The sequence below is a fragment of the Cupriavidus sp. USMAHM13 genome, assembly GCF_001854285.1.
Classification (GTDB): Bacteria; Pseudomonadota; Gammaproteobacteria; order Burkholderiales; family Burkholderiaceae; genus Cupriavidus; species Cupriavidus malaysiensis.
On sequence record NZ_CP017751.1, the window covers coordinates 3293920 to 3319960 of the forward strand.

General features: G+C 66.8%; 26 protein-coding genes and 4 tRNA genes. 9 read left to right on the forward strand and 21 right to left on the reverse strand.

What is annotated here, in order from left to right; genetic code table 11:
* Positions 1 to 31: 31 nt before the first annotated feature.
* Complete coding sequence (gene murI, locus BKK81_RS14465) at positions 32 to 877, forward strand: glutamate racemase (RefSeq protein ID WP_071014203.1); 846 nt, start codon at positions 32 to 34, stop codon at positions 875 to 877.
* Between the two features lie 17 nt (positions 878 to 894).
* Here the strand turns inward: murI and BKK81_RS14470 are convergent, their stop codons facing one another.
* A complete protein-coding gene (locus tag BKK81_RS14470; RefSeq protein WP_071014206.1) occupies positions 895 to 3195 on the reverse strand; it encodes an AAA family ATPase in 2301 nt (766 codons plus the stop codon).
* 424 nt (positions 3196 to 3619) lie between these two features.
* On the opposite strand from BKK81_RS14470, the gene BKK81_RS14475 reads away from it, so the two are divergent.
* From BKK81_RS14475 to BKK81_RS14490, 4 genes are all read left to right on the forward strand, one after another.
* Entirely contained in the window at positions 3620 to 4276 is a 657-nt protein-coding gene (locus BKK81_RS14475; RefSeq protein WP_071014207.1) for an energy transducer TonB, read from the forward strand.
* Between the two features lie 51 nt (positions 4277 to 4327).
* Positions 4328 to 5056, forward strand: a complete 729-nt coding sequence (locus tag BKK81_RS14480; protein WP_071014210.1) for a MotA/TolQ/ExbB proton channel family protein — start codon at positions 4328 to 4330, stop codon at positions 5054 to 5056.
* A gap of 49 nt (positions 5057 to 5105) precedes the next feature.
* Positions 5106 to 5519 (forward strand): ExbD/TolR family protein, encoded by a 414-nt coding sequence (locus BKK81_RS14485; RefSeq protein ID WP_071014213.1) that lies wholly within the window; start codon positions 5106 to 5108, stop codon positions 5517 to 5519.
* A 281-nt stretch (positions 5520 to 5800) separates the two neighbouring features.
* Positions 5801 to 6127: a hemin uptake protein HemP gene (locus BKK81_RS14490; protein ID WP_071016489.1), complete on the forward strand. Its 327-nt coding sequence runs from the start codon at positions 5801 to 5803 to the stop codon at positions 6125 to 6127.
* A 158-nt stretch (positions 6128 to 6285) separates the two neighbouring features.
* Here BKK81_RS14490 and BKK81_RS14495 read toward each other — a convergent pair whose 3' ends face one another.
* From BKK81_RS14495 to BKK81_RS14505, 3 genes are all read right to left on the reverse strand, one after another.
* The gene (locus tag BKK81_RS14495; protein ID WP_071014216.1) at positions 6286 to 6693 is read right to left on the reverse strand and encodes a heme-binding protein; all 408 of its coding nucleotides are present in this window, start codon (positions 6691 to 6693) and stop codon (positions 6286 to 6288) included.
* 178 nt (positions 6694 to 6871) lie between these two features.
* Positions 6872 to 7132, reverse strand: coding sequence for a hypothetical protein (locus BKK81_RS14500; protein WP_071016491.1), 261 nt, complete (start codon positions 7130 to 7132; stop codon positions 6872 to 6874).
* A gap of 325 nt (positions 7133 to 7457) precedes the next feature.
* Positions 7458 to 7775 (reverse strand): hypothetical protein, encoded by a 318-nt coding sequence (locus BKK81_RS14505; RefSeq protein WP_071014219.1) that lies wholly within the window; start codon positions 7773 to 7775, stop codon positions 7458 to 7460.
* A 160-nt stretch (positions 7776 to 7935) separates the two neighbouring features.
* On the opposite strand from BKK81_RS14505, the gene BKK81_RS14510 reads away from it, so the two are divergent.
* Positions 7936 to 8022: transfer RNA gene (locus BKK81_RS14510), tRNA-Leu, on the forward strand.
* Between the two features lie 27 nt (positions 8023 to 8049).
* On the opposite strand, the gene BKK81_RS14515 is transcribed toward BKK81_RS14510, so the two are convergent.
* Positions 8050 to 9144 carry a YeiH family protein gene (locus BKK81_RS14515; protein ID WP_231907928.1) on the reverse strand — a complete coding sequence of 365 codons (1095 nt, stop codon included), beginning with the start codon at positions 9142 to 9144 and terminating at the stop codon, positions 8050 to 8052.
* 101 nt (positions 9145 to 9245) lie between these two features.
* Here BKK81_RS14515 and BKK81_RS14520 point away from each other — a divergent pair, with 101 nt between their 5' ends.
* Complete coding sequence (locus tag BKK81_RS14520; RefSeq protein ID WP_071014224.1) at positions 9246 to 10148, forward strand: LysR family transcriptional regulator; 903 nt, start codon at positions 9246 to 9248, stop codon at positions 10146 to 10148.
* 1 nt (position 10149) lies between these two features.
* Here the strand turns inward: BKK81_RS14520 and BKK81_RS14525 are convergent, their stop codons facing one another.
* The 6 genes from BKK81_RS14525 to uvrC all read right to left on the reverse strand — a co-directional run bounded on the left by BKK81_RS14525 (position 10150) and on the right by uvrC (position 15190).
* Positions 10150 to 11385 carry a cation:proton antiporter domain-containing protein gene (locus tag BKK81_RS14525; RefSeq protein ID WP_083384121.1) on the reverse strand — a complete coding sequence of 412 codons (1236 nt, stop codon included), beginning with the start codon at positions 11383 to 11385 and terminating at the stop codon, positions 10150 to 10152.
* Between the two features lie 460 nt (positions 11386 to 11845).
* A tRNA-Cys gene (locus tag BKK81_RS14530) sits at positions 11846 to 11919 on the reverse strand.
* A 97-nt stretch (positions 11920 to 12016) separates the two neighbouring features.
* Positions 12017 to 12092, reverse strand: a tRNA-Gly gene (locus BKK81_RS14535).
* Positions 12093 to 12168: 76 nt separating this feature from the next.
* Positions 12169 to 12244, reverse strand: a tRNA-Gly gene (locus tag BKK81_RS14540).
* A 170-nt stretch (positions 12245 to 12414) separates the two neighbouring features.
* On the reverse strand, positions 12415 to 13017 hold the full coding sequence (gene pgsA, locus BKK81_RS14545) for a CDP-diacylglycerol--glycerol-3-phosphate 3-phosphatidyltransferase (protein WP_071014226.1): 603 nt from the start codon (positions 13015 to 13017) through the stop codon (positions 12415 to 12417).
* A gap of 160 nt (positions 13018 to 13177) precedes the next feature.
* Positions 13178 to 15190 carry an excinuclease ABC subunit UvrC gene (uvrC, locus tag BKK81_RS14550; RefSeq protein ID WP_071014229.1) on the reverse strand — a complete coding sequence of 671 codons (2013 nt, stop codon included), beginning with the start codon at positions 15188 to 15190 and terminating at the stop codon, positions 13178 to 13180.
* 141 nt (positions 15191 to 15331) lie between these two features.
* Between uvrC and earP the strand changes: the two genes are divergently transcribed.
* Positions 15332 to 16489: an elongation factor P maturation arginine rhamnosyltransferase EarP gene (gene earP, locus BKK81_RS14555; RefSeq protein ID WP_071014230.1), complete on the forward strand. Its 1158-nt coding sequence runs from the start codon at positions 15332 to 15334 to the stop codon at positions 16487 to 16489.
* A gap of 245 nt (positions 16490 to 16734) precedes the next feature.
* Positions 16735 to 17295, forward strand: coding sequence for an elongation factor P (gene efp / locus BKK81_RS14560; RefSeq protein WP_071014233.1), 561 nt, complete (start codon positions 16735 to 16737; stop codon positions 17293 to 17295).
* Between the two features lie 105 nt (positions 17296 to 17400).
* On the opposite strand, the gene nagZ is transcribed toward efp, so the two are convergent.
* The 10 genes from nagZ to BKK81_RS14610 all read right to left on the reverse strand — a co-directional run bounded on the left by nagZ (position 17401) and on the right by BKK81_RS14610 (position 26029).
* Complete coding sequence (gene nagZ, locus BKK81_RS14565) at positions 17401 to 18450, reverse strand: beta-N-acetylhexosaminidase (RefSeq protein WP_071014236.1); 1050 nt, start codon at positions 18448 to 18450, stop codon at positions 17401 to 17403.
* Positions 18447 to 18884 (reverse strand): holo-ACP synthase, encoded by a 438-nt coding sequence (acpS, locus tag BKK81_RS14570; RefSeq protein WP_071014239.1) that lies wholly within the window; start codon positions 18882 to 18884, stop codon positions 18447 to 18449. The genes nagZ and acpS overlap by 4 nt, the downstream gene beginning before the upstream one ends.
* Entirely contained in the window at positions 18881 to 19669 is a 789-nt protein-coding gene (gene pdxJ / locus BKK81_RS14575; RefSeq protein ID WP_071014242.1) for a pyridoxine 5'-phosphate synthase, read from the reverse strand. The genes acpS and pdxJ overlap by 4 nt, the downstream gene beginning before the upstream one ends.
* Before the next feature lie 20 nt (positions 19670 to 19689).
* On the reverse strand, positions 19690 to 20574 hold the full coding sequence (gene recO, locus BKK81_RS14580) for a DNA repair protein RecO (RefSeq protein WP_071016493.1): 885 nt from the start codon (positions 20572 to 20574) through the stop codon (positions 19690 to 19692).
* Positions 20575 to 20595: 21 nt separating this feature from the next.
* Positions 20596 to 21531: a GTPase Era gene (era, locus tag BKK81_RS14585; protein ID WP_071014244.1), complete on the reverse strand. Its 936-nt coding sequence runs from the start codon at positions 21529 to 21531 to the stop codon at positions 20596 to 20598.
* Positions 21528 to 22298 (reverse strand): ribonuclease III, encoded by a 771-nt coding sequence (gene rnc, locus BKK81_RS14590; RefSeq protein ID WP_071014245.1) that lies wholly within the window; start codon positions 22296 to 22298, stop codon positions 21528 to 21530. The genes era and rnc overlap by 4 nt, the downstream gene beginning before the upstream one ends.
* Position 22299: 1 nt before the next feature.
* On the reverse strand, positions 22300 to 22638 hold the full coding sequence (locus BKK81_RS14595; RefSeq protein WP_231907929.1) for a DUF4845 domain-containing protein: 339 nt from the start codon (positions 22636 to 22638) through the stop codon (positions 22300 to 22302).
* A 119-nt stretch (positions 22639 to 22757) separates the two neighbouring features.
* The gene (gene lepB / locus BKK81_RS14600) at positions 22758 to 23654 is read right to left on the reverse strand and encodes a signal peptidase I (protein WP_071014251.1); all 897 of its coding nucleotides are present in this window, start codon (positions 23652 to 23654) and stop codon (positions 22758 to 22760) included.
* A 94-nt stretch (positions 23655 to 23748) separates the two neighbouring features.
* Positions 23749 to 25542: a translation elongation factor 4 gene (gene lepA, locus BKK81_RS14605; RefSeq protein ID WP_071014254.1), complete on the reverse strand. Its 1794-nt coding sequence runs from the start codon at positions 25540 to 25542 to the stop codon at positions 23749 to 23751.
* A gap of 214 nt (positions 25543 to 25756) precedes the next feature.
* Entirely contained in the window at positions 25757 to 26029 is a 273-nt protein-coding gene (locus tag BKK81_RS14610) for a glutaredoxin family protein (RefSeq protein ID WP_071014257.1), read from the reverse strand.
* Between the last annotated feature and the right edge of the window lie 12 nt (positions 26030 to 26041).

Below are 26041 nucleotides of genomic sequence, written 5' to 3' on the forward strand. Positions count from 1 at the left end.
CCACCAACCGCCCCTTGCCCTGCCATTTCCCGTGAACCAGCCCGCCAACGACGCTCCCATCGGCATCTTCGATTCCGGCCTCGGCGGCCTGTCGGTCCTGCGCGAGATCCGCGCGCTGCTGCCGCACGAATCGCTGCTGTATATCGCCGATTCGAAGTACGCCCCCTATGGCGAGAAGCCGGAGCGCTTCGTCGAGGCGCGCACGCTGCAGGTCTGCCGCTGGCTGGCCGACCAAGGCTGCAAGGCGCTGGTGATCGCCTGCAATACCGCCACCGTCCATGCCGTGCAGACGCTGCGCGAGACGCTGCCGCTACCCATCATCGGGGTAGAGCCCGGCCTGAAGCCGGCCGCCGCCGCCAGCCGCAGCAAGGTGGTGGGCGTGCTCGCCACGGCCAATACGCTCAAGGGCGCGAAGTTCGCGCGCCTGCTGGCTTCGCTCGACGGCGAGAGCCGCTTCCTCTGCACCGCCGGCATCGGCCTGGTGGACGCAATCGAGCGCGGCGACGTCGGCAGCGCGGCGGTGCGCGCCAGCCTGGCCGGCTTCCTGCAGCCCATGCTGGACGCCGGCGCCGACACGCTGGTACTGGGCTGCACCCACTACCCCTTCCTGACGGACACGCTGGTGGAGATGATCGGCGGACGCATGGCGCTGATCGATACCGGCGCCGCGGTCGCGCGTCAGCTCGCGCGCCGGCTGGCCGAGCACGGCATCGCCGCCGCGCCCGGCGCGGCCCCCTTCACGCGCTATGCAACGACCAAGGAAGCCAGCCACCTGCAGGATATGGTCGCCGCCCTGCTGCACGTCGACGCGCAGGCGGAAACGATCGTCATCGAACCGGCGCCGCCGCTGGACGCGGCGGCACATGTCCTGCGCTGAACGCGGCGGGCCCCGCCCTACTGCAGGAAGCCGAGCGGGCGACGCTGCCTGACCTCGGGCTTGACCGCATGCTCCTGGCGCAGCTGCGCCAGGAACTCCTCAGGTGTCAGCGCTTCGCCCAGCAGCACGCACTGACGCTTCACAGTTGCGAAGTCACCGGGGGTCAGGCAGTCCATCGCATCGAGTTCGCGGCGCATGCTATCGCTCAAGGCACCCGCGTCGCCGCCCAGCGCCTCGTCGGTGAACATGGCCACACGCTGTGCCGGCTTCAGCGGCAGGAAGCGGATCTTGAACGAAAAGCGCCGCAGCGCAGCCTCATCGATGCGATCGAACAGATTGGTGGTGCAGAGGAAGATGCCGTTGAAGCGCTCCATGCCTTGCAGCATTTCGTTGACCTCGGACACCTCGTAGTTGCGCACCGCGTTCTGCCGGCTCTGCATGAAGCTGTCGGCCTCGTCGAGCAGCAGCACGGCGCCGTCCTCCTCCGCGCGCGCGAACATGGCCGCGATCTGCTGCTCCGTCTCGCCCACGTACTTGCTCATCAGGTCGGAGGCGCGGCGGATCATCAGCGGCAGGTCCAGGGCGGCGGCGATATGTTCGGCCAGCGCGGTCTTGCCGGTCCCGGGCGGGCCGAAGAAGCACAGGGTGCCGCGCTGGCGCGCCTGCAGCGCCTGGATGATCTTGTCGACCGCATAGCGCGTTTCCAGGTTCAGGTAGTCGAGCCGGTAATGCGTCACCACCGGGCGCGCCTCGGCCTCCGGACGCAGCCCCATGGCCCGATCGGCGTGATCGAGCTGGCGCAGGATCAGGGCTTCCGCCGGCTCCTGCACGCCGGGACGGGCCAGTTCGACGAAGCGCGCCGCCGACTGCACCTGGGCCGGCGTCAGCGTCTTGCGCGCGGCCAGCGCGGCGATGAAGGCCTCGCTGACCTGCAGGCCTTGCAAGTGCTTGCGCAGGATGTTCTCGCGCACCATCGGCGGCGGCACCTTCAGCTCCAGGTGGAACTGGAAACGCCGCAGGTAGGCCGGATCGATCTGCCGGATCGAGTTCGAGATCCAGATCACCGGCACCGGGTTCTCCTCCAGCGTCTGGTTGACCCAGGCCTTGCCGTTGACCGAGCCGCGCGCGTCCTCGTGCCCGAGCAGGCTCATCAGCTCACGCGCGCTGCCCGGGAACACGTCCTCGACCTCATCGAACAGCAGCGCGGTGCGTGGCCGCCCGCGCAGGAATGCCTGCGAGACCTGCAGCGAACGATAGCGGTCCTTGCCCGACAGGCTGTTGCCGTCGCGATCGAGGCAATCGACCTCGTACAGCTCGCAGCCCGCCTCGCGCGCGATCAGCCGCGCGAATTCCGTCTTGCCGGTACCGGGCGGCCCGTACAGCAGGATATTGACCCCCGCGGCGTGCTGGCGCGTGGCGTTGCCGAGCAGGGCGGACAGGTAGCGCGCGTCGGTCTCGACGTGCGGATAGTCCGAGCAGTCCAGCGTCGGCGGCGCCGCCGGCCGCGTGAAGACCGCCATCATGTCGGCCTCGTCGGCGTAGTTTCCCAGCAGCACGTGCAGCAGCCGGTCCGACAGGCGCATCAGATCGCCCAGGTCGGTCACGCTGTTCTCCGGCAGCGGCTGTTCGATCAGGTTCAGCGTCTCCAGGCGCGAGCCGGGCCGCAGCGAAGCGGCCACCTCGGCGGGGCTGGCGCCGGTCAGGCCGGCGAGGATCTGGAACGCCTCCTGGCTGTGCGCCACCTTGCAGTCGACCATCACCGCGCGCAGGTCGCGCTTGTACTTCGCCAGCGCGGCATAGAGCAGCAGCTTGCGCTCGTGCTCGGGCAGGTCGAGCACATGGCTGAGCATGTCGATATTGCGCACCAGCAGCACCCGCTCGCCTTCCAGGCGGGCAGCGATGGCGGCGGCCGACACCTCGAAGACCGCGTACATGTCCTTGGCGTGGTACTTGACGTACTCGTCCAGGTAGTAGAACAGAGCGCTCTCGTCGAAGGCACTGTTCCACTGACCGTGGCGCTCCAGGAACTCCTCGGCCGGCAGGCGGGCGGCGCCCTTCCAGGCCGGCATGTCGGCACAGCGGGCAGCCAGGAAACGCTGCACGCGCAGCACCACGCCATAGGGCCAGACCAGTTCCTGGGCGCTGACCGTCAGCACGTCGTTGATGTTGCTGCGCAGGTTGAAGCGCGGACCGAGCGCGCAGACCACGCGCAGCGCGAACTGCGCGCACATCCAGTCGAGCGCGGAACTGGTGCCGGCCCCCGGCGTGGCGCGCAGGACGGTCGAACGCTCCTCATCGGCATTGCGGGTGAATTCCATAGCCTCGTCCCCTCGCTCGGGCCGCTGCGCGCCGCTGCGGGTGGCCCGTTTCTCCTATCCTAGCGCGCTTTGCGGCCGGCGCGACATTGCCGCCTACCCTCGGATGCCGGCCTGCGTGGCTTTGTCGCAGGCCGAGCAGACCGCTTGGAACAGCGGTATAAAGTGGGCTGCATCCTGCCGCCCGCGCCCGAGTGCCGCAAAAGGCAACAAATAAGAATCATTATCGTTTATACTCGCGAACTGACACGCTGCCAGAGAGCGGCGCTCCCACGGCAACCCGGTTGAAGGAGCGTTTACCATGGAACTGTTGCTCAGCTTGCTGGTCGGTTGTGGCATTTCGCTAATTCTCTTCTATCGCAAGTAAGCCAGGCCCGCCGTCCATCGCACCATTCGCGCCCACCCGTCGCGACGCCTGTCGTATCCCATGTTCGATCAACGATTCTTCAAGATCACGGTTGCCGTCCTGCTGTTCCACGCGGGACTGCTGTATCTGGTCCAGAGCGGTCTGGCGCGCAAGTTCACCGAAGCCGTGATCTCGCCTGAGATCGTGGCACGCATCATCCCGCTGGAGCCGCCCGCGCCGCCGGCACCGCCGCCACCCAAACCCCAGTCCAAACCCGAGCCGCCCAAGCAGGTCAAGGTGACGACGCCCAGACCGCAGCCGCAGCCGCAGCAGCCCAAGGTCGAACCGGTCGCCTCGCTGCCACCGACGCCCAACGCGATCGAGGCGCCGCCCGCGCCACCGGCACCGCCTGCGCCAGCCGCACCGGCCGAGCCGCCGGCCCCGGTATCGAGCGCGCCGCGCGCGGTCGGCATCGGCGAGATCCAGTGCTCGCCGCCGCAGCCGGTCTATCCGTCGCAGTCGCGCCGCATGGGCGAGACCGGGCGCGCCGTGGTACGCCTGACCACCGATGAGAGCGGCAAGGTCGTCAAGACCAGCGTGTCCACGTCGAGCGGATCGTCGCGCCTGGATCAGGCGGCGGAAGACGCCGTCAAGCGCATGCGCTGCAAGCCGTACATGGACAACGGCCGTGCCGTGGCGGTGACCGCGCAGCAGCCGATCGCCTTCGAACTCAACTGATCCCGGATCCCCGGAATCGACTTATTCCATCCCGACCTACCAGGAACCAACATGCAGGACCTCGGACTCTCCCACCTCTGGGCGCAAGGCGATTTCGTCATGCGTGCGACCGCCATCATTCTGCTCATCATGTCGCTGTCTTCGTGGATCGTGATCCTCACCAAGGCGTGGGATCTGGTCCGCCTGAAGAAGATGGCGCAGGGCGCGGAAAAGCGCTTCTGGCACTCGGATGACTTCGACCACGCACTCGAGACCCTGGGCGCCAGCGATGCCAATCCCTTCCGCACGCTGGCCATCACCGGCAAGGAAGCCGCCCAGCACCACCGCGCCAGCCAGCCGCAGCTGCACGACGTGATGGATATCTCGGACTGGCTGACCCGTTCGCTGAAGAGCGCCATCGACGACGCCGTGTCGCGCATGCAATCCGGCCTGGCCGTGCTGGCCTCGGTCGGCTCGACCGCGCCTTTCGTGGGCCTGTTCGGCACCGTGTGGGGTATCTACCATGCACTGATCGGCATCGGCGCGTCGGGCGTGCCGACCATCGACAAGGTAGCCGGCCCGGTCGGCGAAGCGCTGATCATGACGGCCTTCGGCCTGGCCGTGGCGATCCCGGCGGTGCTCGGCTACAACGCCCTGACGCGCGGCAACAAGTCGGTCATCTCGAAGCTCAACCGCTTCGCCCACGACCTGCACGCCTACTTCGTGACCGGCGCCCGCGTGCGTCCCGGCACGGGCCGCACGGGCGAAGACGGCTCGGTGCGCCTGGCCGTGAAGAACTGAGCCGGCTCGCCCCGCTCCCGAACCAACCCCAACGCCAAAGGAAGTCATCATGGCATTCGGCACCCTGGAAGGTGACGACGACGAGGTGATGAGCGAGATCAACATGACGCCGCTGGTCGACGTCATGCTGGTATTGCTGATCATCTTCATCATCACCATTCCCGTGATCAACCACGCGGTCAAGATCGATCTGCCGCGCGCGACCAACCAGCCCAACGACCAGAAGCCGCAGAACATCAACGTGTCGATCGATGCAGCCGGCAAGGTCTACTGGAACCAGGCCGAAGTGGATGACGCCACCCTGGACAACAACATCGCACAGGCTGCCAAGCAGGAACCCCAGCCTGAACTGCACCTGCGCGCTGACCGCGACGTACGCTACGAGCGCGTGGCGCAGGTCATGGCCGCGGCCCAGCACGGCGGCCTCGGCAAGATCGGCTTCATCACCGAACCCAAGCACTGACGCGGCATGCGGCGCCGCGTGCTGCCGTCCGCATCGAGCAAGGCATCCTTCGGGATGCCTTTTTTCTTTTCACTCCCCCGCGACTGCCCGCCCGATGAATTTGCTCCCTCCGCGCGTACGTCACCCCGCCCTGCAGAAGATGCGCCACGGTCCGCCGGCCGAGTTGTAAAGTTTGGTGAACCCCCATTGTATTGATAACCATTCGCATTTAAGATGGTCGTACCTGACCAATACACAAGCCGGCATGCATTGCCGGCACCGAGACCTACCGGAGTCCGATGATGAGCACCTTTGCCCTGCCGCTGCCGCAACCGCGCGAAGTCACCCGCCGGCGTCTATCCTTGCGCCGCGTTGAAGTGAACCCCGCGCAGCCGCGCCGGGAAACGCCGGCGGCTGCGGCAATCGAAACCGTGAAATGCGCAGTGGCGGCGCTGCCCGCCCGTCTCGAGGCTCTGGTCCGGGACAGCCGGCCCGCGGCACCCGCCACGGGTGAACCGGTGCGTCTCGACACCTTGATGCGGGGCGCCAGCACGCTGCCGATCCTGCACAACGGCGAGGTCTACACCTTGCGCATCACGCGCTACGGCAAGCTGATCCTGACCAAATAAGCAAACGGGGAAAGAACCGCGGCACGCGCCACCGCAAGGTGGACCGGCGATGGCGCAACAAAAGGAAAACGGGGCGCCATGGCGCCCCGTTTTTCGTTGCCGCGGCCCGCCTCGCGAGCGTCTTGGCATGCAGGACCGGCGCATGCCGCCCCCCCCGCTCAGACTCCCAGCGCGGCGATGCCAGCGCGGGCGATCTGGGCATCTTCGGCCGACTTGACTCCCGAGACACCGACCGCACCGACCACCTGGTCGTTGACCACGATGGGCACGCCGCCTTCCAGCATGCCTTGCAGCACCGGGGCCGTCGTGAAGGAGTGGCGGCCGTTGTTGATCATGTCCTCGTAGATCTTGGACTCGCGGCGACCCAGCGAGGAAGTGCGGGCCTTCTCGGTGGCGATATAGGCCGAGATCGGGGCAGCGCCGTCCAGGCGCACCATGGCAAGAGGATGGCCGCCATCGTCGACCACGACGATCGCGACGGCCCAGTGATTGGCCTTCGCCTCGGCTTCTGCCGCGGCAAGCACCTTCTTCACGTCATCAGCCGTCAGCACGGTTTTCTGCTGCATACCACTCTCCTCGAAAATCATTGCGAAACAGGAGCCGGCAGTATAGCTGCTGGCGCCGGGCCGCTGCCATGGGCGAAAGCACGCCTAAAAAGCAAAAGACCCGCAACATTTGCGGGTCCTTTTCAGTCTGTTTTCCTGCTGTGCGGGGCCGGCCGGGGGAAGCCGGCACCCACCGGCATCAGACGCCTTCCGAGAACGGGTCGCGGCGGTCGCCGACCTTCGCACCGTCGGTGTACGGGTCTACCTTGCCCAGCTTGGCGCCGTCAGTGTACGGATCCACCTTGCCCAGCTTCGCGCCGTCGGTGTACGGATCGGCCTTGCCGATCTTGGCGCCATCGAGATAGGGGTCGACCTTGCGCGGGGCGGCTTGCGCCGAAACGGAAAGGGCCGACAGGGCGGTAAGGGCGGCAAGCGCCACCAGGCTGGTCTTGATCTTCATGTCGCGGTCATCCTTGTATTTGATGCGAGCCATCACCATCCTTGCCGGGCGCCTTCGTGTCGCGCCTGTCATGACGGTGTCACAGCAATAGTGTAGGGGAAAACCCTAGGCCAAAGTGATGTCCGCTTTGATCAGTCACTTCAGTTTTTTTGACCCTCACCAAAATAGGGAAAAAAGAAGGGAACCTTGCACCACTTTCGACGTCGTCATCGCCCCGAGACAAAGCATCGGAATCCCGGCGACCAATGACCAGGGGCTCCTGACGGAGCCCCTGTTGACACTGCCGGCACGGCATCGGTGCTTGTCGCACCATGCCCTGCCCCGCTCAATGACGCCAGTGTCCGCGACCGTGCCACCGGCCCGGCGGGCCGTAGAAGCGCGGACCACCGTAGTAGTAGCCCGGACCGTAATACACCGGTGCCGGGCGCACGATCACGGGCGGCGCACCGTAGTACACCGGCGCGGGCGCGACCACCACCGGCGGAGGCGGCGCATAGTAGACCGGCGGAGGCGGATAGTAGGCGGGAGCCCCGACGACCACGCCGGGCACGCCGATCGCCACGCCAACGCTGACGTGCGCCATGGCCGCGCCTGATGCGAGCGCTGCCGCGACGCCAAGACCTGCAAGCATCCAACGCTTCATGTTCGTGCCTCTGGTTGTGACGGGATTTATACGCTCATTGTAAAACCCCAGGAAAATCCAGGTGCAACCGTCGGGACGACATTGTTACCAGTCGTAACCGGGAACATGGCGGCGCGCTTGCATCCAACCGCCCGAACCACCACAATACCGGGCTTGCCGGGCGGCCGTGGAGAAATTGGTAGACTCAGCAGACTTAAAATCTGCCGCCTTCACAGGCTTACGGGTTCGAGTCCCGTCGGCCGCACCAGCAACTCCCGCCCATCCTCCCGTGGCTTTACGCCATGACGGCGCACAATGCAGCGCCGGCCGCCATCAGGAACACGAACAGCAGGCCGGCCAGCGCCAGCGGCCGCCGCCCCGCGCGCAGCAGGTCGCCAAGGCGCGTATGCAGGCCGATGGCCAGCATGGCGCAGGCCAGCAGCCAGCTGTCCAGAGCCGTCAGTCCGGCCATCCACGCCTGCGGCACCCAGCCTGCCGAATGCACGGCCATGACCACCACGAAGCCCACCGCGAACCAGGGCACTGACTTCCGCAGCGACACCAGGGTGCCCCGCCCCTCTCCCGCTGCCCCCTGCTTCCCCGATCCGCGTGAAGCACTACGCTGCCACAGGGCCATGCCTAGCAGCAGCGGGCCAAGCGCCAGCACGCGCACCATCTTCGCTACCACCGCGGCGTCCGCGGTGGCGTCGCTGACCATCTTGCCCGCCGCGATCACTTGCGCCACTTCATGCAGGGTGGCGCCGGTGAAAATGCCGAACAGGCGCTCCGTCACCGGCCAGTGCCATTGCTGCGTGGCCAGGGTGAAGAGATAGGGGTAGAGCAGCATGCCGGCCGTGCCGAACAACACCACGGTCGCCACGGCCACGGCGGTCTGCTTGTCGTCGCTGCGCAGCACCGACGACACGGCGATGGCCGCGGCGGCGCCGCAGATCGCGCTGCCGGCGCTGACCAGCAGGGCCTCGCGCCGGCTCAGCCCGAACAGCGAGGCGCCCAGCCAGGTACCGACCAGCAGGGTGGCAACCAGCATGAGCAAGGGTACGACCACTCCGGAGACGCCCAGCGCGGCGATCGCGCCGAACGTCAGGCGCAGCCCGTACAAGGCCACACCGATACGCAGCATATGATGGCGCGCCAACTGCATGCCCGGCGCCAGCGGCGCCAGCCAGTCACGCGGCATGGTGTTGGCAGCCACCATGCCGGCACACATGGCAAGGGTCAGCGCGCTCAGGCCGTAGCGCGAGATGACGGGGTGGTCGGCCAGCACCATGGCCAGCCATGCGATGCCGCCCAGGGGCAGCAAAGTCAGCACTCGCGTGCGCCAGGCCGGCGATGCATTGTCGGCACGCGAGGCGGTCAGGCTGGTGGACATGGAGGACTCCCGCTTCATGGATGGTCGATGTCCCGAGCGTAGCGGGCCCCAATCAATCTGTGAAACAGGTAATATCGTTATGATCAATCTGAATTAACGATATGGAACACCGCCCCCTGCGCCTGACCCTGCGCCAGCTTTCCGTGTTCGTCGCCGTTGCCCAGCATGGCAGCACGGTGGCCGCCAGCGAAGCGCTGGCGCTCTCGCAATCCGCCGTCAGCGCCGCGCTGGCCGAGCTGGAGCGGGCGCTCGGCGGCCCCCTGTTCGATCGCGTCGCACGCCGCCTCAGCATCAACGAGACCGGACGGCTATTCTTCCCGCGCGCGTTGTCGCTGCTGGACCAGGCGTACGAGCTCGAGCGCTTTCCCCTGCAGTCGGGCGTGCAGTTGCGCCTGGCCGCCAGCAACACCATCGGCAGCTATATCCTGCCGGCCCTGCTGCGCGGCTTCCGCGACAGCCAGCCGGGACCGTGCGCGCTCGATATGCGCATCGGCAATACGCGCGAGGTCCTGCAGGCGCTGCTGCAGTTCGAAGCCGACCTCGGCCTGATCGAAGGCACCTGCCACGAGCGCGACCTGCGCAGCACACACTGGTGCGACGATGAGATGGTGGTGGTGGTCGGCACCACGCACCCGCTGGCGCAGCGGCCGGTCAGCCGCCAGGCCCTGCGCGAGGCCGACTGGATCGTGCGCGAGCCCGGCTCGGGTACGCGCGAGGTGATCGAGCAGCGCCTGGTGCCGGTGCTCGGCGAACTGCGCTTCGCGCTGGAACTGGGCAACGCTGAAGCCATCAAGCGCACAGTGATGAGCGGCTTCGGCATCAGCTGCCTGTCGCTGCACGTGGTGGCGGAGGAACTGGAGCGCGGCCAGCTGGTGGCTTTGCGCGCCGGCATGCCGCCCCTGGTCCGGCCGTTGCAACTGGTGGTGCACGAGCACAAGTATCCGACCCAGGGCCTGCTGGCCTTCACCGAGTACCTGCACCGCGGCGCCAGCGCAGGCGCCTGACTCAGGACAGGTCGGCTTCCGCGAGGGTGCGCGCCTGCCGGGCCGTGTAGCGGTCGAGCAGGTGGAAGAGCAGCGGATTGAGCATGATCGACAGCAGCGCGCCGGCCACGATCAGTGCCTGCGCGCGCTCCGGCAGGATCTTCAGGTACACGCCCAGGCTGGCGAGGATGAAGGAGAACTCGCCGATCTGCGCGAGGCTGGCGGCAATGGTCAGGCCGGTGCGGGTGTCGTAGCCGAAGACACGCACGATGCCCAGTGCTGCCAGGGACTTGACCACCAGGATGATGAACAGCGTGGCCAGCACGCCCCAAGGGTCGGCGACCAGCACGGCAGGATCGAACAGCATGCCGACCGAGACGAAGAACAGCACCGCGAAGGCATCCCGCAGCGGCAGCGACTCCTCGGCCGCCCGATGGCTGAACTCGGACTCCGCCAGCACCATACCGGCGAAGAAGGCCCCCAGCGCGAACGAGACGCCGAACAGGTAGAAGGCACCGAAGGCCACGCCCAGCGCCGTGGCCAGGACGCCGAGGCGGAACAGTTCACGGCTGCCGCTCCAGACGATGCGTTCCAGCATCCAGGGGATGAAGCGCCGCCCGATCAGAAGCATCACGGCGACGAAGGCGGCCACCTTGCCCAGCGTCACCAGCACTGCCACCAGGATATCGCCGGCGCCGGGCGATGTCGCCCCGTCCGCCTGCGCGCCCGGGGCCAGCAGGCCTGCCAGCGCGGGCAGCAGCACCAGCGTCAAGACCATCGCCAGATCCTCGACGACCAGCCAGCCCACGGCGATCCGGCCCTGCGGCGAGTCGATCAGGTCACGATCCTGCAAAGCCTTGAGCAGCACCACGGTACTGGCCACCGACAGGGCCAGGCCGAACACCAGCCCTTGCCCCCAGCTCCAGCCCAGGGCCCAGGACACACCCATGCCAAGCAGCGTGGCAATGCCGATCTGCGCCACCGCGCCGGGAATCGCGATAGCCCGCACGGCCAGCAGGTCCTTGATCGAGAAATGCAGGCCGACCCCGAACATCAGCAGGATCACACCCAGCTCCGCCAGCTCCGGCGCCAGCGTCTGGTCGGCCGTATATCCGGGCGTGTGCGGCCCCACCACGATGCCCGCGCACAGGTAGCCGATCAGCGGCGGCAGGCGCAGCCGCGCCGCCAGCGCACCGAGCAGGAAAGCCAGCACGATGCCGCCGACGATGGTACTGATGAGCGGGGAGGCGTGATGCATGCGTTGTCGATTCCTTTTTCGGAGGCCGCAGGGGGGCAGATTGGACAAGCCTCCGCCGGCGCCGAACTCCTGGCCAGCGCTGTCCACTGACACCGGGCATGCTGCGCGGGAGCCCGCGCTGGCATGCCGTACTGCTGCTCGGAAAAGGCGGAAAACGGGAAAGCCGTCAATGGCGCACGGGTACGAACGGATCGCTGCCCGCGACCGGCATGGCATTGGCGGTTCCGCTCAGACTGGGCTGGGGGACCCGGCGCGAAGGTGCCGACGGCTGCGCATAATGTAACACGATCCCCGTGCAGGCCATGGCAAGAACAAGGGCCGGATATGCCACCTGGACCGCTATGGCGATAGGCCGCCGGTTCGTACCGCTGCGCGCCGCCCGCACTCGCAGCGCGCGGCGCGAGCGGGCGGCACCAAAGCAAAAAGCCCCGAAGCAGATGCTTCGGGGCTTTCGCTGATCTGGAGGCGGAGGTCGGAATCGAACCGGCGTACACGGCTTTGCAGGCCGCTGCATAACCACTCTGCCACCCCGCCAGGCGACATTTTCTGGATTGTATCCGCAATCAGCCACTCAACGGGGCGACGCGGCCACAAGCCAAAACAAAAGGGAAGCCGGGCTTCCCTTTGGGATTGGAGCGGGAGACGAGTCTCGAACTCGCGACCTCAACCTTGGCAAGGTTGCGCTCTACCAACTGAGCTACTCCCGCGTACCACTACTCAAACCACTAGGCTTGCCCGCCACAGCATCGAACTTGTCGATCGTCTGGCGTACTCGCCGAAACCTGGAGCGGGAGACGAGTCTCGAACTCGCGACCTCAACCTTGGCAAGGTTGCGCTCTACCAACTGAGCTACTCCCGCAGGGATATCATCAACTACTTCGCTTTGCCAATCGCGCGCTAACTGCTGCCTACTGCAGCGTTCTCGCATCAGCTTCGCTTTACCTCGCTGTTTCGTTTGCGTCGTCAGCAGCGAGAACGAGATTATTGCAAAGGACGATTCCGGACGTCAAGCTTTTTTTGCATTCGCCCTCACTTTTGCGTGTGGGCCTCCCCGACCAGTGCGCTGCGCTCGCGGATCTGCGGCCACGCCAGCTTCATGTAGTACACCATCGACCACAGTGTCAGCACCGCCGCCAGGTAGATCATCCAGGTGCCGAGCACGCTGGCGTCGATGCCACCGGACAACGGGCCGTTGAACAGCAGCAGCGGGATCGCGATCATCTGGAAGGTCGTCTTCAGCTTGCCCAGGAAGTTGACCGCCACGCTCTTGGAGGCACCGATCTGCGCCATCCACTCGCGCAAGGCCGAGATCGTGATCTCGCGACCGATGATGACCAGCGCGATCAGGTCGGTGACCCGCCCCAGCGCCAGCAACGACAGCAGCGCCGCCGTCACCATCAGCTTGTCGGCGACCGGATCGAGGAAGGCGCCGAAGGACGAAGTCTGGTTCCAGCGCCGCGCCAGGAAGCCGTCGAGCCAGTCGGTGACGGCGGCGATGATGAAGAAGACCGCCGCCGTCAGGTTCTTGGCATGCATCGGCACCCATGCCTCCGGCAGGTAGAAGACCCCCACCACGAGCGGGATCATGGCAACGCGGAGCCAGGTCAGCAGAATCGGGATGTTCAGGGGCATGGGTCGGGGCGCGGGAAACAGCGGTCGAAGCGGTGGACAACCGTGAGATTGTCGCCGATTTCCCCCCTCGGGGGGCCATTCCGGCATTCCACGCGGCCGGACTGGCCGGATGGCGGCCCCGTCCAGGGCGATGCAGGTACTCTCCGGCACCGGTGTTCTCTCAGTGCAGCTGGCGATAGATCTCCTCGGCCAACGCGCGCGAAATGCCCTCGACGCTGGCCAGCTCGTCGACGCTGGCGGCCACCACGCCGCGCAGCCCGCCGAAGCGGGTCAGCAGCTTCTGGCGCCGGCGCGCGCCGACGCCTTCGATTTCCTCCAGCCGGGAGGTGGTACGCGCCTTGGCACGGCGCGCGCGCATGCCGGTGATGGCGAACCGGTGGGCCTCGTCGCGGATCTGCGCCACCAGCATCAGCGCGGCGCTGCCCGGCCCCAGTTCCAGTGCGGCGCGGCCATCGGCAAAGACCAGCGTTTCCAACCCGACCTTGCGGCCCTCGCCTTTCGCCACGCCGACCAGCATGCCGATATCGAGGCCGAGTTCTTCGAACACCTGCCGCGCCACCTCGACCTGGCCCTTGCCACCGTCGATGAGCACGATTTGCGGCAGTTGTACCGGCTCGCCCGCGCCGGCCCCCTCTTCCTGCTCGACCAGCTTCTGGTAGCGCCGCGTGAGCGCCTGGCGCATGGCGGCATAGTCATCGCCGGGGGTGATGCCCTGGATGTTGTAGCGCCGGTATTCGCTGTTCTGCATTTCGTGGTGGTGGAACACCACACAGGACGCCTGCGTCGCCTCGCCTGCCGTGTGGCTGATATCGAAGCACTCGACGCGCAGTTCGGCCAGGTCGTCGGGCTCCAGCCCGATGGTCTCGGCCAGGGCGCGCGTGCGAGCCTGCTGGCTGCCCTGCTCGGCCAGGCGCCGCGCGAGCGCCAGCGCCGCTCCCTGCTGCGCCATCTCGAGCCAGGTGCGGCGCTGGCCCTGCGGCTGGCGCACCAGCGAGACCTTGCGGCCGGCCTGCATGGCCAGCGCTTCCGCCAGCGCGCGATCGGCCGGCAGGTGGCTGACCACCAGGATGGGCGGCGGGGGCTGGTCCAGATAGTGCTGCGCCATGAAGGCAGCCATCACGCCACCGGCAATGCGTTCGACAGCGCTGCCGGCGGCCTCCTCTGCTGGCGCGGCGCTGCCCGGCGCCCTCTCGCCTGCCTCCCCTGCCGGCGCTTCGGCGGCGGCCTCCACCGGCATGGCCTCGAGCGCCTCGTCGCCGACGATCATCGCCGCCTCCTCGGCATGGGCCGGGAAATAGGCCCGATCGCCCAGGTGGCGCCCGCCCCGCACCATGGCGAGATTGACACAGGCACGCCCGCCCTCGACTGCGACCGCCAGAATGTCGATGTCGCGCGCCAGCCCCACCTCTTCGACCGCCTGGCGGCTCAGCACGGTCGACAGCGCCGCGATCTGGTCGCGCACGACGGCGGCCTGCTCGAATTCGAGCTGCTCGGCATACCGCTCCATCTTGGACTGCAGCCCCTCCAGCACCTCGGTCTGGCGCCCCTGCAGGAAGCCGGCGGCATTCTGCACGTCGCGCGCATAGTCGGCCTCACCGATCGCTCCCACGCAAGGACCGGTGCAGCGATGGATCTGGTGCAGCAGGCAGGGCCGCGTGCGGTTGTTGAAGACGGTGTCCTCGCAGGTGCGCAGCTGGAACACGCGCTGCAGGATCTGCATGCTCTCGCGCACCGCATGCGCGCTGGGGAAGGGGCCGAAGTACTGGTGCCTGCGGTCGGTCGCGCCCCGGTAGTAGGCCATGCGCGGGAAGCGGTGCCCGCTGAGCTTCAGGTAGGGATAGGACTTGTCGTCGCGGAACAGGATGTTGTAGCGCGGCGCCAGCGCCTTGATCAGGTTGTTCTCGAGCAGCAGCGCCTCGGCCTCGGTGCGGACCACGGTGGTTTCGATCTGCGCGATCTTGGCCACCATCATCGCGATGCGCGGCGACAGCTGCGTCTTGTTGAAGTAGCTGGAGACGCGCTTCTTCAGGTCGCGCGCCTTGCCGACGTAGAGCACGCGGCCGTCGCTGTCGAGATAGCGGTAGACGCCGGGCAGGCCGGGCAATTGCGCGATGACAGCCTTGGGATCGAATGCCGGCGGCGTGGCGGAGGATGCGGATTCCTGCTCTGACATGGGCGGATCTGGAGACACGGCACGGGTCCCGGCGCACGGCGCGGCCGGGACACGCTCTAAAATCGCAAGTGTAGAGCAATCCCCGGCCATGCCGGCCCGCCGTATCCGGCCTCCCCTACCGATCCCCCAAAGACCCCTGTCATGCCCATCCGTTCCTGGGACATCTTCTGCACCGTGATCGACAACTTCGGCGATATCGGCGTCTGCTGGCGGCTGGCGCGCCAGCTGGCGCAGGAGCACGGCCACACGGTGCGGCTCTGGGTCGACGACCTGAACGCCTTCGCGCGCCTCGCGCCCGGGCTGGATCCGACGGCGCCGCAGCAACGCATCGCCGGCGTCGAGATCCGCCCCTGGCCGCGCGACGAGCCCGCCGCCACCACGGTGTTCTGCGAGGCCGTGCCGCACGATGTCGTGATCGAGGCCTTCGCCTGCACCCTGCCCGAGCCGTTCCTGGCGCGCATGGCAACGCGCGTGCCGCATCCCGCCTGGATCAACCTGGAGTACCTGAGCGCCGAGCCTTGGGTGCGCGACTACCACGCCATGCCGTCGCCGCATCCGCGCCTGCCGCTGACCAAGCATTTCTTTTTCCCCGGCTTCGAGCCGGGTACCGGCGGCCTGCTGCGAGAAACAGCGCTCGGCGCCGAGCGCGAGGCCTTCCTCGGCAGCGCCGCCGCCCAGGCGGCGCTGTGGCACCGCCTGGACGCGCAGCCGCTCGCCGAGGCGCTCAAGGTGAGCCTGTTCGCCTACGCCAACGCGTCCCTGCCGGCCTTGCTGCAACAATGGCGCGACGGCCCCCGCCGGGTGCAGTGCCTGGTCCCGCTGGGCCTCGCCGCCGATCAGGTCGCAGCCTGCCTGGACACCCAGGCGCAGGTGGGCCGGCATTTCACGGCGGGCGCCCTCAGCGTGCACTTCGTGCCCTTCGTGCGCCAGGAGCACTACGATGAACTGCTGTGGGCCTGCGACCTGAACTTCGTACGCGGCGAGGACTCCTTCGTACGCGCGCACTGGGCCTCCCGCCCGCTGGTCTGGCAGATCTATCCCCAGGCCGACGACGCGCACCGGGCCAAGCTGGACGCCTACCTCGAACTGGCCGGGCGCCATGCCGACCCCGCCGCCAGCGCGGTGCAGACCGCCTTCTGGCACGCCTGGAACGGCTTCGGCGGCGAGGTCGACTGGCCCGCGCTGGCCGCCCGCCTGCCGGCCCTGCAGGCGGCGGCCGGGAACTGGCAGCGGCGCCTGCGCCACCTCGGCGACCTAGCCGCCAATCTGGTGGCTTTTTGCGAGAATCAGGTAGAATAACGGGTTGATTTGATGGCGACCGGCCCGGAAAACCGGGGTAGCCTTCGCGCAGTGCCTGTCCCGCCCGACGATCCGCCCAAAGCGCGGCCGCCAAGCGGACGGATGTCTCGGCGGGAGCACCTGGAGCGTCGGCTCGACGCACAGCGGCGGCGGGATTGCAGTGGATCTTGCGGGTCTGCAACGCGCCAGCGCACATCATCGCCATCCCGCATTCCGGGACTTTCTTTTTCAGGAAATCAGTTCAGATGAAAATCGCACAAGAACTCCGCGTCGGCAACGTGTTCATGATGAACGGCGCTCCGATGGTGGTCCAGAAGGCCGAGTACAACAAGTCGGGCCGTAACGCCGCCGTCGTCAAGATGAAATACAAGAACCTGCTCACCGAAGCTCCGGGCGAGTCGGTGTTCAAGGCCGACGACAAGTTCGAAGTGGTGGTGCTCGAGCGCCGCGAATGCACCTACTCGTACTTCGCCGACCCGATGTATGTGTTCATGGACGCCGACTACAACCAGTTCGAAGTCGAGAAGGACAGCATGGGCGACGCGCTGAACTACCTCGAGGACAGCATGGCCGTGGAAGTGGTGTTCTACAACGAGAAGGCCATCTCGGTCGAACTGCCGACCAGCCTGGTGCGCGAGATCGTCTACACCGAACCCGCCGTCAAGGGCGACACCTCGTCGGGCAAGGTGCTGAAGAGCGCCAAGATCAACACCGGCTTCGAACTGCAAGTGCCGCTGTTCTGCAACATCGGCGACAAGATCGAAATCGACACCCGTACCGGCGAATACCGCAGCCGCGCCAACTAAGGCGATGCACCGTGCGCGCCCCGGCGTGCGCGGCGGGACGAAGAAAGGGCAGCCTCGGCTGCCCTTTTTCTTTTTTCTTCCGCTCGACCGCTTGCCTCGTCCGGCTCAGGCGACCAGGTCCAGCGCCTTGAGCTGGCGCAGCGCTGCGCGGTACTGCGGCTGGCGGTGCAGCTTGTTCCAGTCGAGCGGCCTGCGGCGCGCAAACAGCTTGCGGATGCGTCGCTGCGATGCCTTGCCGATGGTCACATCCAGCTCGTCGAGCAGCTGGTCGGCACGCTCCGGATGGTTGCAGATCAGCACCATATCGCAGCCGGCGCCGAGCGCCGCGCGGGCCGCCTCGGTCACGCTGCCGGCCACGCTGGCTCCTTCCATGCTCAGGTCATCGCTGAAGATCACCCCCTCGAAACCGAGCTGGCTGCGCAAGATGTCCTGCAGCCAGATGCGCGAGAAGCCCGCCGGCTGCGCGTCCACCTGCGGGTAGATCACATGGGCCGGCATCACCGAGGCCAGCGACAGCCCCATCCAGTCGTAGGGCCGTGCGTCCTGCGCCAGGATCTCTTCGAGCGGGCGCTCGTCGATCGGCACCGCCACGTGGGAATCCGCAGCAACATAGCCGTGCCCCGGGAAGTGCTTGCCGCAGTTGGCCATGCCGGCCAGAAGCAGGCCGTGGGCCAGGTGGTTGGCCAGCATGGTGACTACGCGCGGATCGGCGTGGAAGGCGCGATCGCCGATCACCGCGCTGCGGCCATAGTCGAGGTCGAGCACCGGCGTGAAGCTCAGGTCGATGTCGCAGGCACGCAATTCGCTGGCCAGCACATAGCCGCAGTCGACCGCCGCCTTGGTCGCGGCCAGCACATCGCGATCCCATAACTCGCCGAGGCGGGACATCGCCGGCAGGTGCGTGAAGCCATCGGTCTTGCAGCGCTGCACCCGCCCGCCTTCGTGGTCGATGCAGATCAGCACGTCGTCGCGCACCGCGCGGATGGCGCGCGTCAGGGCCAGCAACTGCGCGCGCGACTCGAAATTGCGCGCGAACAGGATCACGCCACCGGTCAACGGATGCGCGATGCGGCGCGCATCCTCGGCGTCGAGTTGCTTGCCGACGATGTCGAGCACCACGGGGCCCGGCCGCTTGCCGGAGATCAGTTGAGTCATGGAGTATCTTGTTCCGGTTCGGTAGCACGCGCGGCGCCGTCCGCCACGCGCTCGGCGATCGCGAAGGCGACCGCATAGTCTTGTTCATCGCTGACGCTGACGCGCACCGCCAGGCCCCGCGCGCGCATCCATTCGGCCAGTTCGCCGCTGCACTGGGCGACGGGCTCGCCCGAGGGCAGGTTCAGCAGCTCCATCGCGCGCCAGGTCATGGGCCAGCGCATGCCCAGCCCGATGGCCTTGGAAAAGGCCTCCTTGGCGGCAAAACGGGTGGCCAGGAAGGCCAGCCCCCGCTTCTCGGAGCGGGCCAGGCGGGCATGGTACTTCTCCAGTTCGCGCGGGCCCAGGACCTTCTGTGCGAAGCGTCCGCCGGTGCGCGCCATCACGCCGCGCACGCGCTCGATCTGGATGATGTCGGTACCCAGTCCGTAGATCACGCCGGCGCGCTCCCGCCCGGCCCCGGATAGCGCGTGCCGAGGCGCGCCGCGACCATGATCGCCTTCATCTCGCGCACCGCGTTCTGCCAGCCGGCGAAGACAGCATGCGCGACGATGGCGTGGCCGATGTTCAGTTCGGTGATGCCCGGCAGCGCCGCGATCGGCTGCACATTGGTGTAGTGCAGGCCATGGCCGGCGTTGACCACCAGGCCGTGGCGCAGGCCGGTCTCGACGCCGTCGGCAACGCGACGGAACTCGATCGCCTGTTCATCTGGCGTGTGCGCATCGGCATAGCGGCCGGTGTGCAGCTCGATCACCGGCGCGCCGCAGGCGGCGGCGGCTTCGATCTGCTCCGCCTGTGCGTCGATGAACAGCGAGACGCGGATGCCCGCGCCGGCAAGCTGGCGGCAGGCGGCCTTGACCTGCTCAAAGCGGCCCGCCACATCGAGCCCGCCCTCGGTGGTGACTTCCTCGCGGCGCTCCGGCACCAGGCAGACGTCCTGGGGACGGATCTCGCAGGCGATGTCGAGCATCTCCGGGGTGATCGCGCATTCGAGATTCATGCGGGTGGCCAACTGCGGACGCAGCGCGCGCACATCGGCATCGCGGATATGGCGGCGGTCCTCGCGCAGGTGCAGCGTGATCAGGTCGGCGCCGGCCTCCTCGGCCTGCAGCGCGGCCTGGATCGGATCCGGATAGACCGTGCCGCGCGCATTGCGCAGCGTGGCGACGTGGTCGATGTTGACGCCGAGATCGATGACACCGGGATGGGCGTGGAAGATCATGCGAGTCTTTTGGTAAGGTCTCAGAGATAGTGCAGGTCGATCAGGATCTGGCGCGTCCTGAGCGGTTCGCCCTGCAGGTAATAGTGCAGCAGGAAACGCATCAGCGCGCGGCTCTGCGCCGCCGTCTGCGCCCTGCCATAGTCATCCTGGGCCATGTCGAGCAGGGACTGGCCGCCGATCACCGGCCACGACGACGGATCGCTCGCGTGCGCCGGCCGCACGCCTCGCTCCGGATGGTAGACATAGTCCACCTCGGGCCGCACCCGCTCGCCGGTGCTGGTACAACGGTCGAAGGCCACGGCAAAGCCGGTTTCCTGCAGCAACGTGCGCTCGAAGCTGCGCAAAACCAGGCCAGCGGGCTCACCGTGGCCGAGCCGCGTCAAGGTGGCCATGTAGTGGCGGAACAGCGCCGCGTGGCCATCTTCGCGCGGGCAGAAGCGCAGCAGCAGTTCGTTCAGGTAGAAGCCGGACAGCAGCGCGTCGGCGGCAAGCGGCAGCATGCCGCCCACCCACTCCGCCTTGGTCAGGGTCTTGACCTCGCCCCTTCCGCTCCAGGACAGCGCGATCGGCTGGAAATGCTGCAGCACAGGACGCAGTGCGGAATGCGCGCGCTTGGCGCCCTTGGCCACCAGGGCCATGCGGCCATGGTCCCGCGTGAACACGTCGAGGATCAGGCTGGTCTCGCGGTAGGGCCACGAATGCAGCACGAAGCCCGGCTGGTTGTTGACGCGCACCTCGCTGCGCGCCGGCATGATGCGCAGGGCGCGGTCCATCATCGCGCGCTGCTCGGCGACGCTCGCGCCGCGCACGTCCTGGACGCCCAGGACCTCCGCCGCATCCTCGGCCACCGGATCGCCGCGGCGGCCGCCGCGCGGGCCCTGCCCGCCGCCCGCCAGCTCGGGCATCTTGCTCACCCGGTCACCCGCTCATTCGTAGCCGTAGGCGCGCAGCCCGGCCTCGTTGTCGGCCCAGCCGCCCTTGACCTTGATCCACAGCTCCAGGTAGACCTTGCCATCGAACAGCTTTTCCATGTCGAGGCGGGCCTCGGTGGAGATCTGCTTGAGCTTGCTGCCCTTGTTGCCGATGATCATGGCCTTGTGCGCGTCGCGCTCGACCAGGATGGTGGCGAAGACGCGGCGCAGGCGCCCTTCCGTCTCGAACTTGTCGATGATGACGGTGCTGGTATAGGGCAGCTCGTCGCCGGTCCAGCGGAAGACCTTCTCGCGGATGATCTCCGAGGCAAGGAAGCGCTCGCTGCGGTCAGTGAGCGCATCGGCACCGTACATCGGCTCGCCCTCGGGCAGATAAGGCCGGATGATGGCGAACAGGCGCTGGATATGGTCGCGCGTCTTGGCCGACATCGGCACCACTTCGCGGAAGGGGAAGACCTGCCCCATCTTTTCCAGGAAGGGCATGACCACCGCCGCGCGCTCGGCACCGATGCGGTCGAGCTTGTTGACGATGAGCAGCACCGGCACGTTTTTCGGCAGCAGCGCCAACACCTTCTCGTCGTCCGGGCCATACTGCCCGGCCTCGACCACGAACAGGACCAGGTCGACCGTCGACAGCGTCGACGTGACGGCGCGGTTCAGCGAGCGGTTGAGCGCGCTGGCATGCCGTGTCTGGAAACCGGGCGTGTCGACGAAGACGTACTGCGCGTCCTCGCTGGTCTGGATGCCGACGATGCGATGGCGGGTGGTCTGCGCCTTGCGCGAGGTGATGCTGATCTTCTGGCCGACCAGCGCGTTCATCAGCGTGGACTTGCCAACGTTTGGGCGGCCGACGATGGCCACGGTACCGCAGCGGAAGCCGGCGGGAGGGGTGTCCGCGGCATCCTGCCGCGGCGCTTGGGATTCGGTCATTCCTTCAACCTGAGAGACAACTGAGGATCGGGCGGCGCCGGCTGCTTGCGGGTCTTGCCGGTACGCTCGGCGCGGCTGCGCTTGAGCAGCTGGGGCACCAGCTTCTGGACCTCTTCGAGGGCCAGCTTGGCCGCCGCCTGCTCCGCCGCGCGGCGCGACGCGCCCGTGCCGAACACACGCACCTCCAGTTTAGGCACCGTGCATTCGACTTCAAACTGTTGATTGTGCGCCGCACCATGCGTGGCGATCACGCTGTATTGCGGCAGGGCGATCTTGTGGCCTTGCAGGTACTCCTGCAGCAGGGTCTTGGCGTCCTTGCCCAGCGTGCGCGGATCGACCTGTTCCAGGATGGGGATGTACAACTTGCGGATCAGGGCCCGCGCGGCGTCGAAACCGGCATCGAGGAAAACTGCGCCGACGATAGCCTCCAGCGCATCGGCCAGGATCGAGGGACGGCGGAAACCGCCGCTCTTCAGTTCGCCCTCCCCCAGGCGCAGCACGTCGGAAAGCTGCAGCATCTGCGCGATCTCGTACAGCGCCTGCTGCTTGACGAGGTTGGCGCGCACGCGCGACAGGTCGCCTTCGTCGAGCTTGCCGAACATGCCGTAGAGCATGTCGGCCACAGCGCAGTTCAGCACCGAGTCGCCGAGAAACTCCAGGCGCTCGTTGTGCTGGGCGCTGTGGCTGCGGTGCGTCAGCGCCTGTTGCAGCAATTCGGGCTTGCTGAATCGGTAGCCGAGTCGTTGCTGCAAGGCGTCGAGGTTCATGTCAGTACTGCGTTCCCGAATAGGTAATCAAAAAACTGAGCGGGCCATAGATCGGGACCTCGCTGCGGTAGGAGAAACTGACCGCCCCTATGCCTCCGCCCTCGCTTTCCTGGATGTCCAGGTCGTCGCCGCGCAGGGCCGTGATGCGGTCGATCTGGGCCTGCTTGTCAAAATAGCCCGCCACCTCCTGCTTGCCGGAAGCCTGCTGGCGGGCATAGGCTACCGCACGCTTGACCGAGAAGTACTCCAGCAGGCTCGGGATCGTCTTGATCACCGGAATCACCACGCCCACCGCCACCAGGACCACCACCAGCAGGGTTCCCAGCGAGAATCCTCGCATCCGGGTCGGCCGGAGCCGCCCTCCACCGACTGCTCCGCTCCGCCCCGTCTGACCCATTCTGCGCCTATCCTAGCTTGTTATGGTGAGGTGATACGCTGGCTCCACACGGCTGCCCCGGCCTACTTGAAGGAACCGATGCGGCCGAAATTGCCAAGGTTCATCCAGATCAGGAAGGCCTTGCCGACGATGTTCCGGTCCGGCACGAAGCCCCAGTAACGGGAATCCAGGCTGTTGTCGCGATTGTCGCCCATGACGAAATAGTGACCCGGCGGCACCTTGCAGGTCAGCCCCTGCTGATTGTAAGTGCAGTTCTCGTGGAAGGGAAAATCCGGGTCCGCCCCCGAGACATAAGCCGGCCGGTCCGGGTCGTTGAGGATTCCGTGGTCGGGCCCCGCGGGCAGCTTCTCGCGGAAATGCTTCGAATAAGCCAGGCGCTCCTCGTCCAGGTAGTCGGGCAGCGGCGCGTACTCCGCCGGCTTGCCGTTGATGGTAAGGCGCTTGTCCTGGTAGCTGACCACGTCGCCGGGCACGCCGATCACACGCTTGATGTAGTCGAGGGACTCGTCCTTCGGGTAGCGGAACACCATCACGTCGCCGCGCTGCGGTTCGCCGATATCGAGGACCTTCTTGTTGATCACCGGCAGCCGGATACCGTAATCATACTTGTTGACCAGGATGAAATCGCCGATCAGCAAGGTGGGGATCATCGAGCCGGAAGGGATCTTGAACGGCTCGACCACGAAGGAGCGCAGGACGAATACCGCCAGGATGACCGGGAAGAAGCTGGCCGAATACTCCAGCCACCAGGGCTGGCGCAGCTTCTCCTCGGCCAGGCGGCTGCGCGAATGGTCCAGGTCGGACTGGCCGTAGCGCTGCAGCTCTGCCTGGCGCGCATCGAACTCGGCCAGCGCCGACTGCGCGGCCAGGCGCCGCTGCTTTTCGAAGACGAGCTTGTCGGCGACCCACGCGATGCCCGTGACCACCACCAGCACAAAAAGAATCAGTGCAAAGTTCATGACGGCTTGCTTGTTGACGATTATTGGTTAAGCCCGGCTGCTGCGCCGCCTGCATGCCGCGCGCACCGGTGCCCCCCTTCTCTTGCCGCTTCCCTTATTTCTCTTCGACCTTCAGGATGGCGAGGAAGGCCTCCTGCGGGATCTCGACGGTGCCGACCTGCTTCATGCGCTTCTTGCCGGCCTTCTGCTTTTCCAGCAGCTTCTTCTTGCGCGAGATATCGCCGCCATAGCACTTCGCCAGCACGTTCTTGCGCAGCGCCTTGACGTTCTCGCGGGCGATGATGTTCGAGCCGATGGCCGCCTGGATCGCCACGTCGTACATCTGGCGCGGAATGATCTCGCGCATCTTGGCCGCCACCTCGCGCCCGCGGTACTGCGAGTTCGAGCGGTGCACGATCACCGACAGGGCATCCACCTTGTCGCTGTTGATCAGGATGTCCACCTTGACCACGTCGGACGGCCGGTATTCCTTGAACTCGTAGTCCATCGAGGCATAGCCGCGCGACACCGACTTGAGCCGGTCGAAGAAGTCCATGACGATCTCCGCCATGGGGATCTCGTAGGTGAGCTGCACCTGCTTGCCGTGGTAGCTCATATTGATCTGCGTGCCGCGCTTCTGCGTGCACAGCGTGATCACCGAGCCGACATAGTCCTGCGGCATATACAGGTTGACGGTGACGATCGGCTCGAGGATCGCCTCGATCTTGGCCGGGTCCGGCATCTTGGCCGGGTTCTCCACCGTGACCATGGTGCCGTCGCGCAGCTGTACCTGGTAGACCACCGTCGGCGCGGTGGTGATCAGGTCCATGTCGAACTCGCGCTCGAGCCGCTCCTGCACGATCTCCATGTGCAGCAGGCCGAGGAAGCCGCAGCGGAAGCCGAAGCCCAGCGCTTGCGACACCTCGGGCTCGAACTGCAGCGAGGCGTCGTTCAGGCGCAGTTTCTCCAGCGATTCGCGCAGCGCCTCGTACTGGTTGGCCTCCACCGGATAGAGGCCGGCGAACACCTGCGGCTTGACCTCCTTGAAGCCAGGCAGCGGCGACTCGGCCTTGCGTGCCACGCTGGTGATGGTGTCGCCCACCTTGGCCGCCTTCAGTTCCTTGATGCCGGCGATGACGAAGCCGACCTGGCCGGCCGAAAGCGCGTCGCGCTGGATCGACTTAGGCGAGAACACGCCGACCTGCTCGACCAGGTGCTGGGCGCCCGTGGCCATCAGCAGCACCTTGTCCTTGGTGCGCAGCGTGCCGTTGACCACGCGCACCAGCATCACCACGCCGACGTAGTTGTCGAACCAGGAATCGATGATCAGCGCCTGCAGCGGCGCGTCCGGATCGCCCTTGGGCGGCGGCACCTTGGCGATCAGCGCCTCGATCACGTCCGCCACGCCCTGGCCGGTCTTGGCCGAGCACGGCGTGGCGTCATGCGCGTCGATGCCGATGACGTCCTCGATCTCCTGGATCGCGTTTTCCGGATCGGCCTGCGGCAGGTCGATCTTGTTCAGCACCGGCACCACTTCGACGCCCAGCTCGATCGCCGTGTAGCAGTTGGCGACGGTCTGCGCCTCCACGCCCTGCGAAGCGTCGACCACCAGCAGCGCTCCCTCGCAGGCCGACAGCGAGCGGCTGACTTCATAGCTGAAGTCGACGTGCCCCGGGGTGTCGATCAGGTTCAGGTTGTAGACCTTGCCATCGCGCGCCTTGTAGCTCAGCGCCGCGGTCTGGGCCTTGATGGTGATGCCGCGCTCCTTCTCGATATCCATCGAATCGAGCACCTGCGCCTCCATCTCGCGGTCTGACAGGCCGCCGCAGAGCTGGATGATGCGGTCGGCCAGGGTCGATTTCCCGTGGTCGATGTGGGCGATGATCGAGAAATTGCGGATATGGTCCATCTATATACAGGGAAAGCGCCGGCGCGAAGGGCCGGGCGACAAAGCTAGGGAACGACCCGGAATTGGCGCCCGCCCGGGCGCGTCCGCTCCCGGTCGCTGATATTCGGTGGCGCGCGCCATCCGCGGATGTCGACGCCAAAACGCGATTTTACCGGATTTCGGGGGCTTCCCGCATCGTGACATGGGGCCGCGCCGGCGCCCTGCCACAGGCGGGCTAGTACGGCAGGTCGCGACAATGTGCGGCAAGCCACACCCGTACCGCAACGGCATCGAGAAAGTAGCGGCAAAGTGCCTCGCCGCCGGCGCCCGGCGCCCCGCCCACCAGCAGCGGAACCCGCTCCCCTATGCGCGACTCGAGCAAGGGATCCGCCTCGACATCGACTTCGTGCAGCGTGAAGTCGAATTCACGGCGCAGCGGCGCCAGCGCTGCCTTCATGTCGTCACACAGACGGCAGCGGTGCCTGCCATACAGCGTGAGCGCCGTCATCGCCGCATGGCG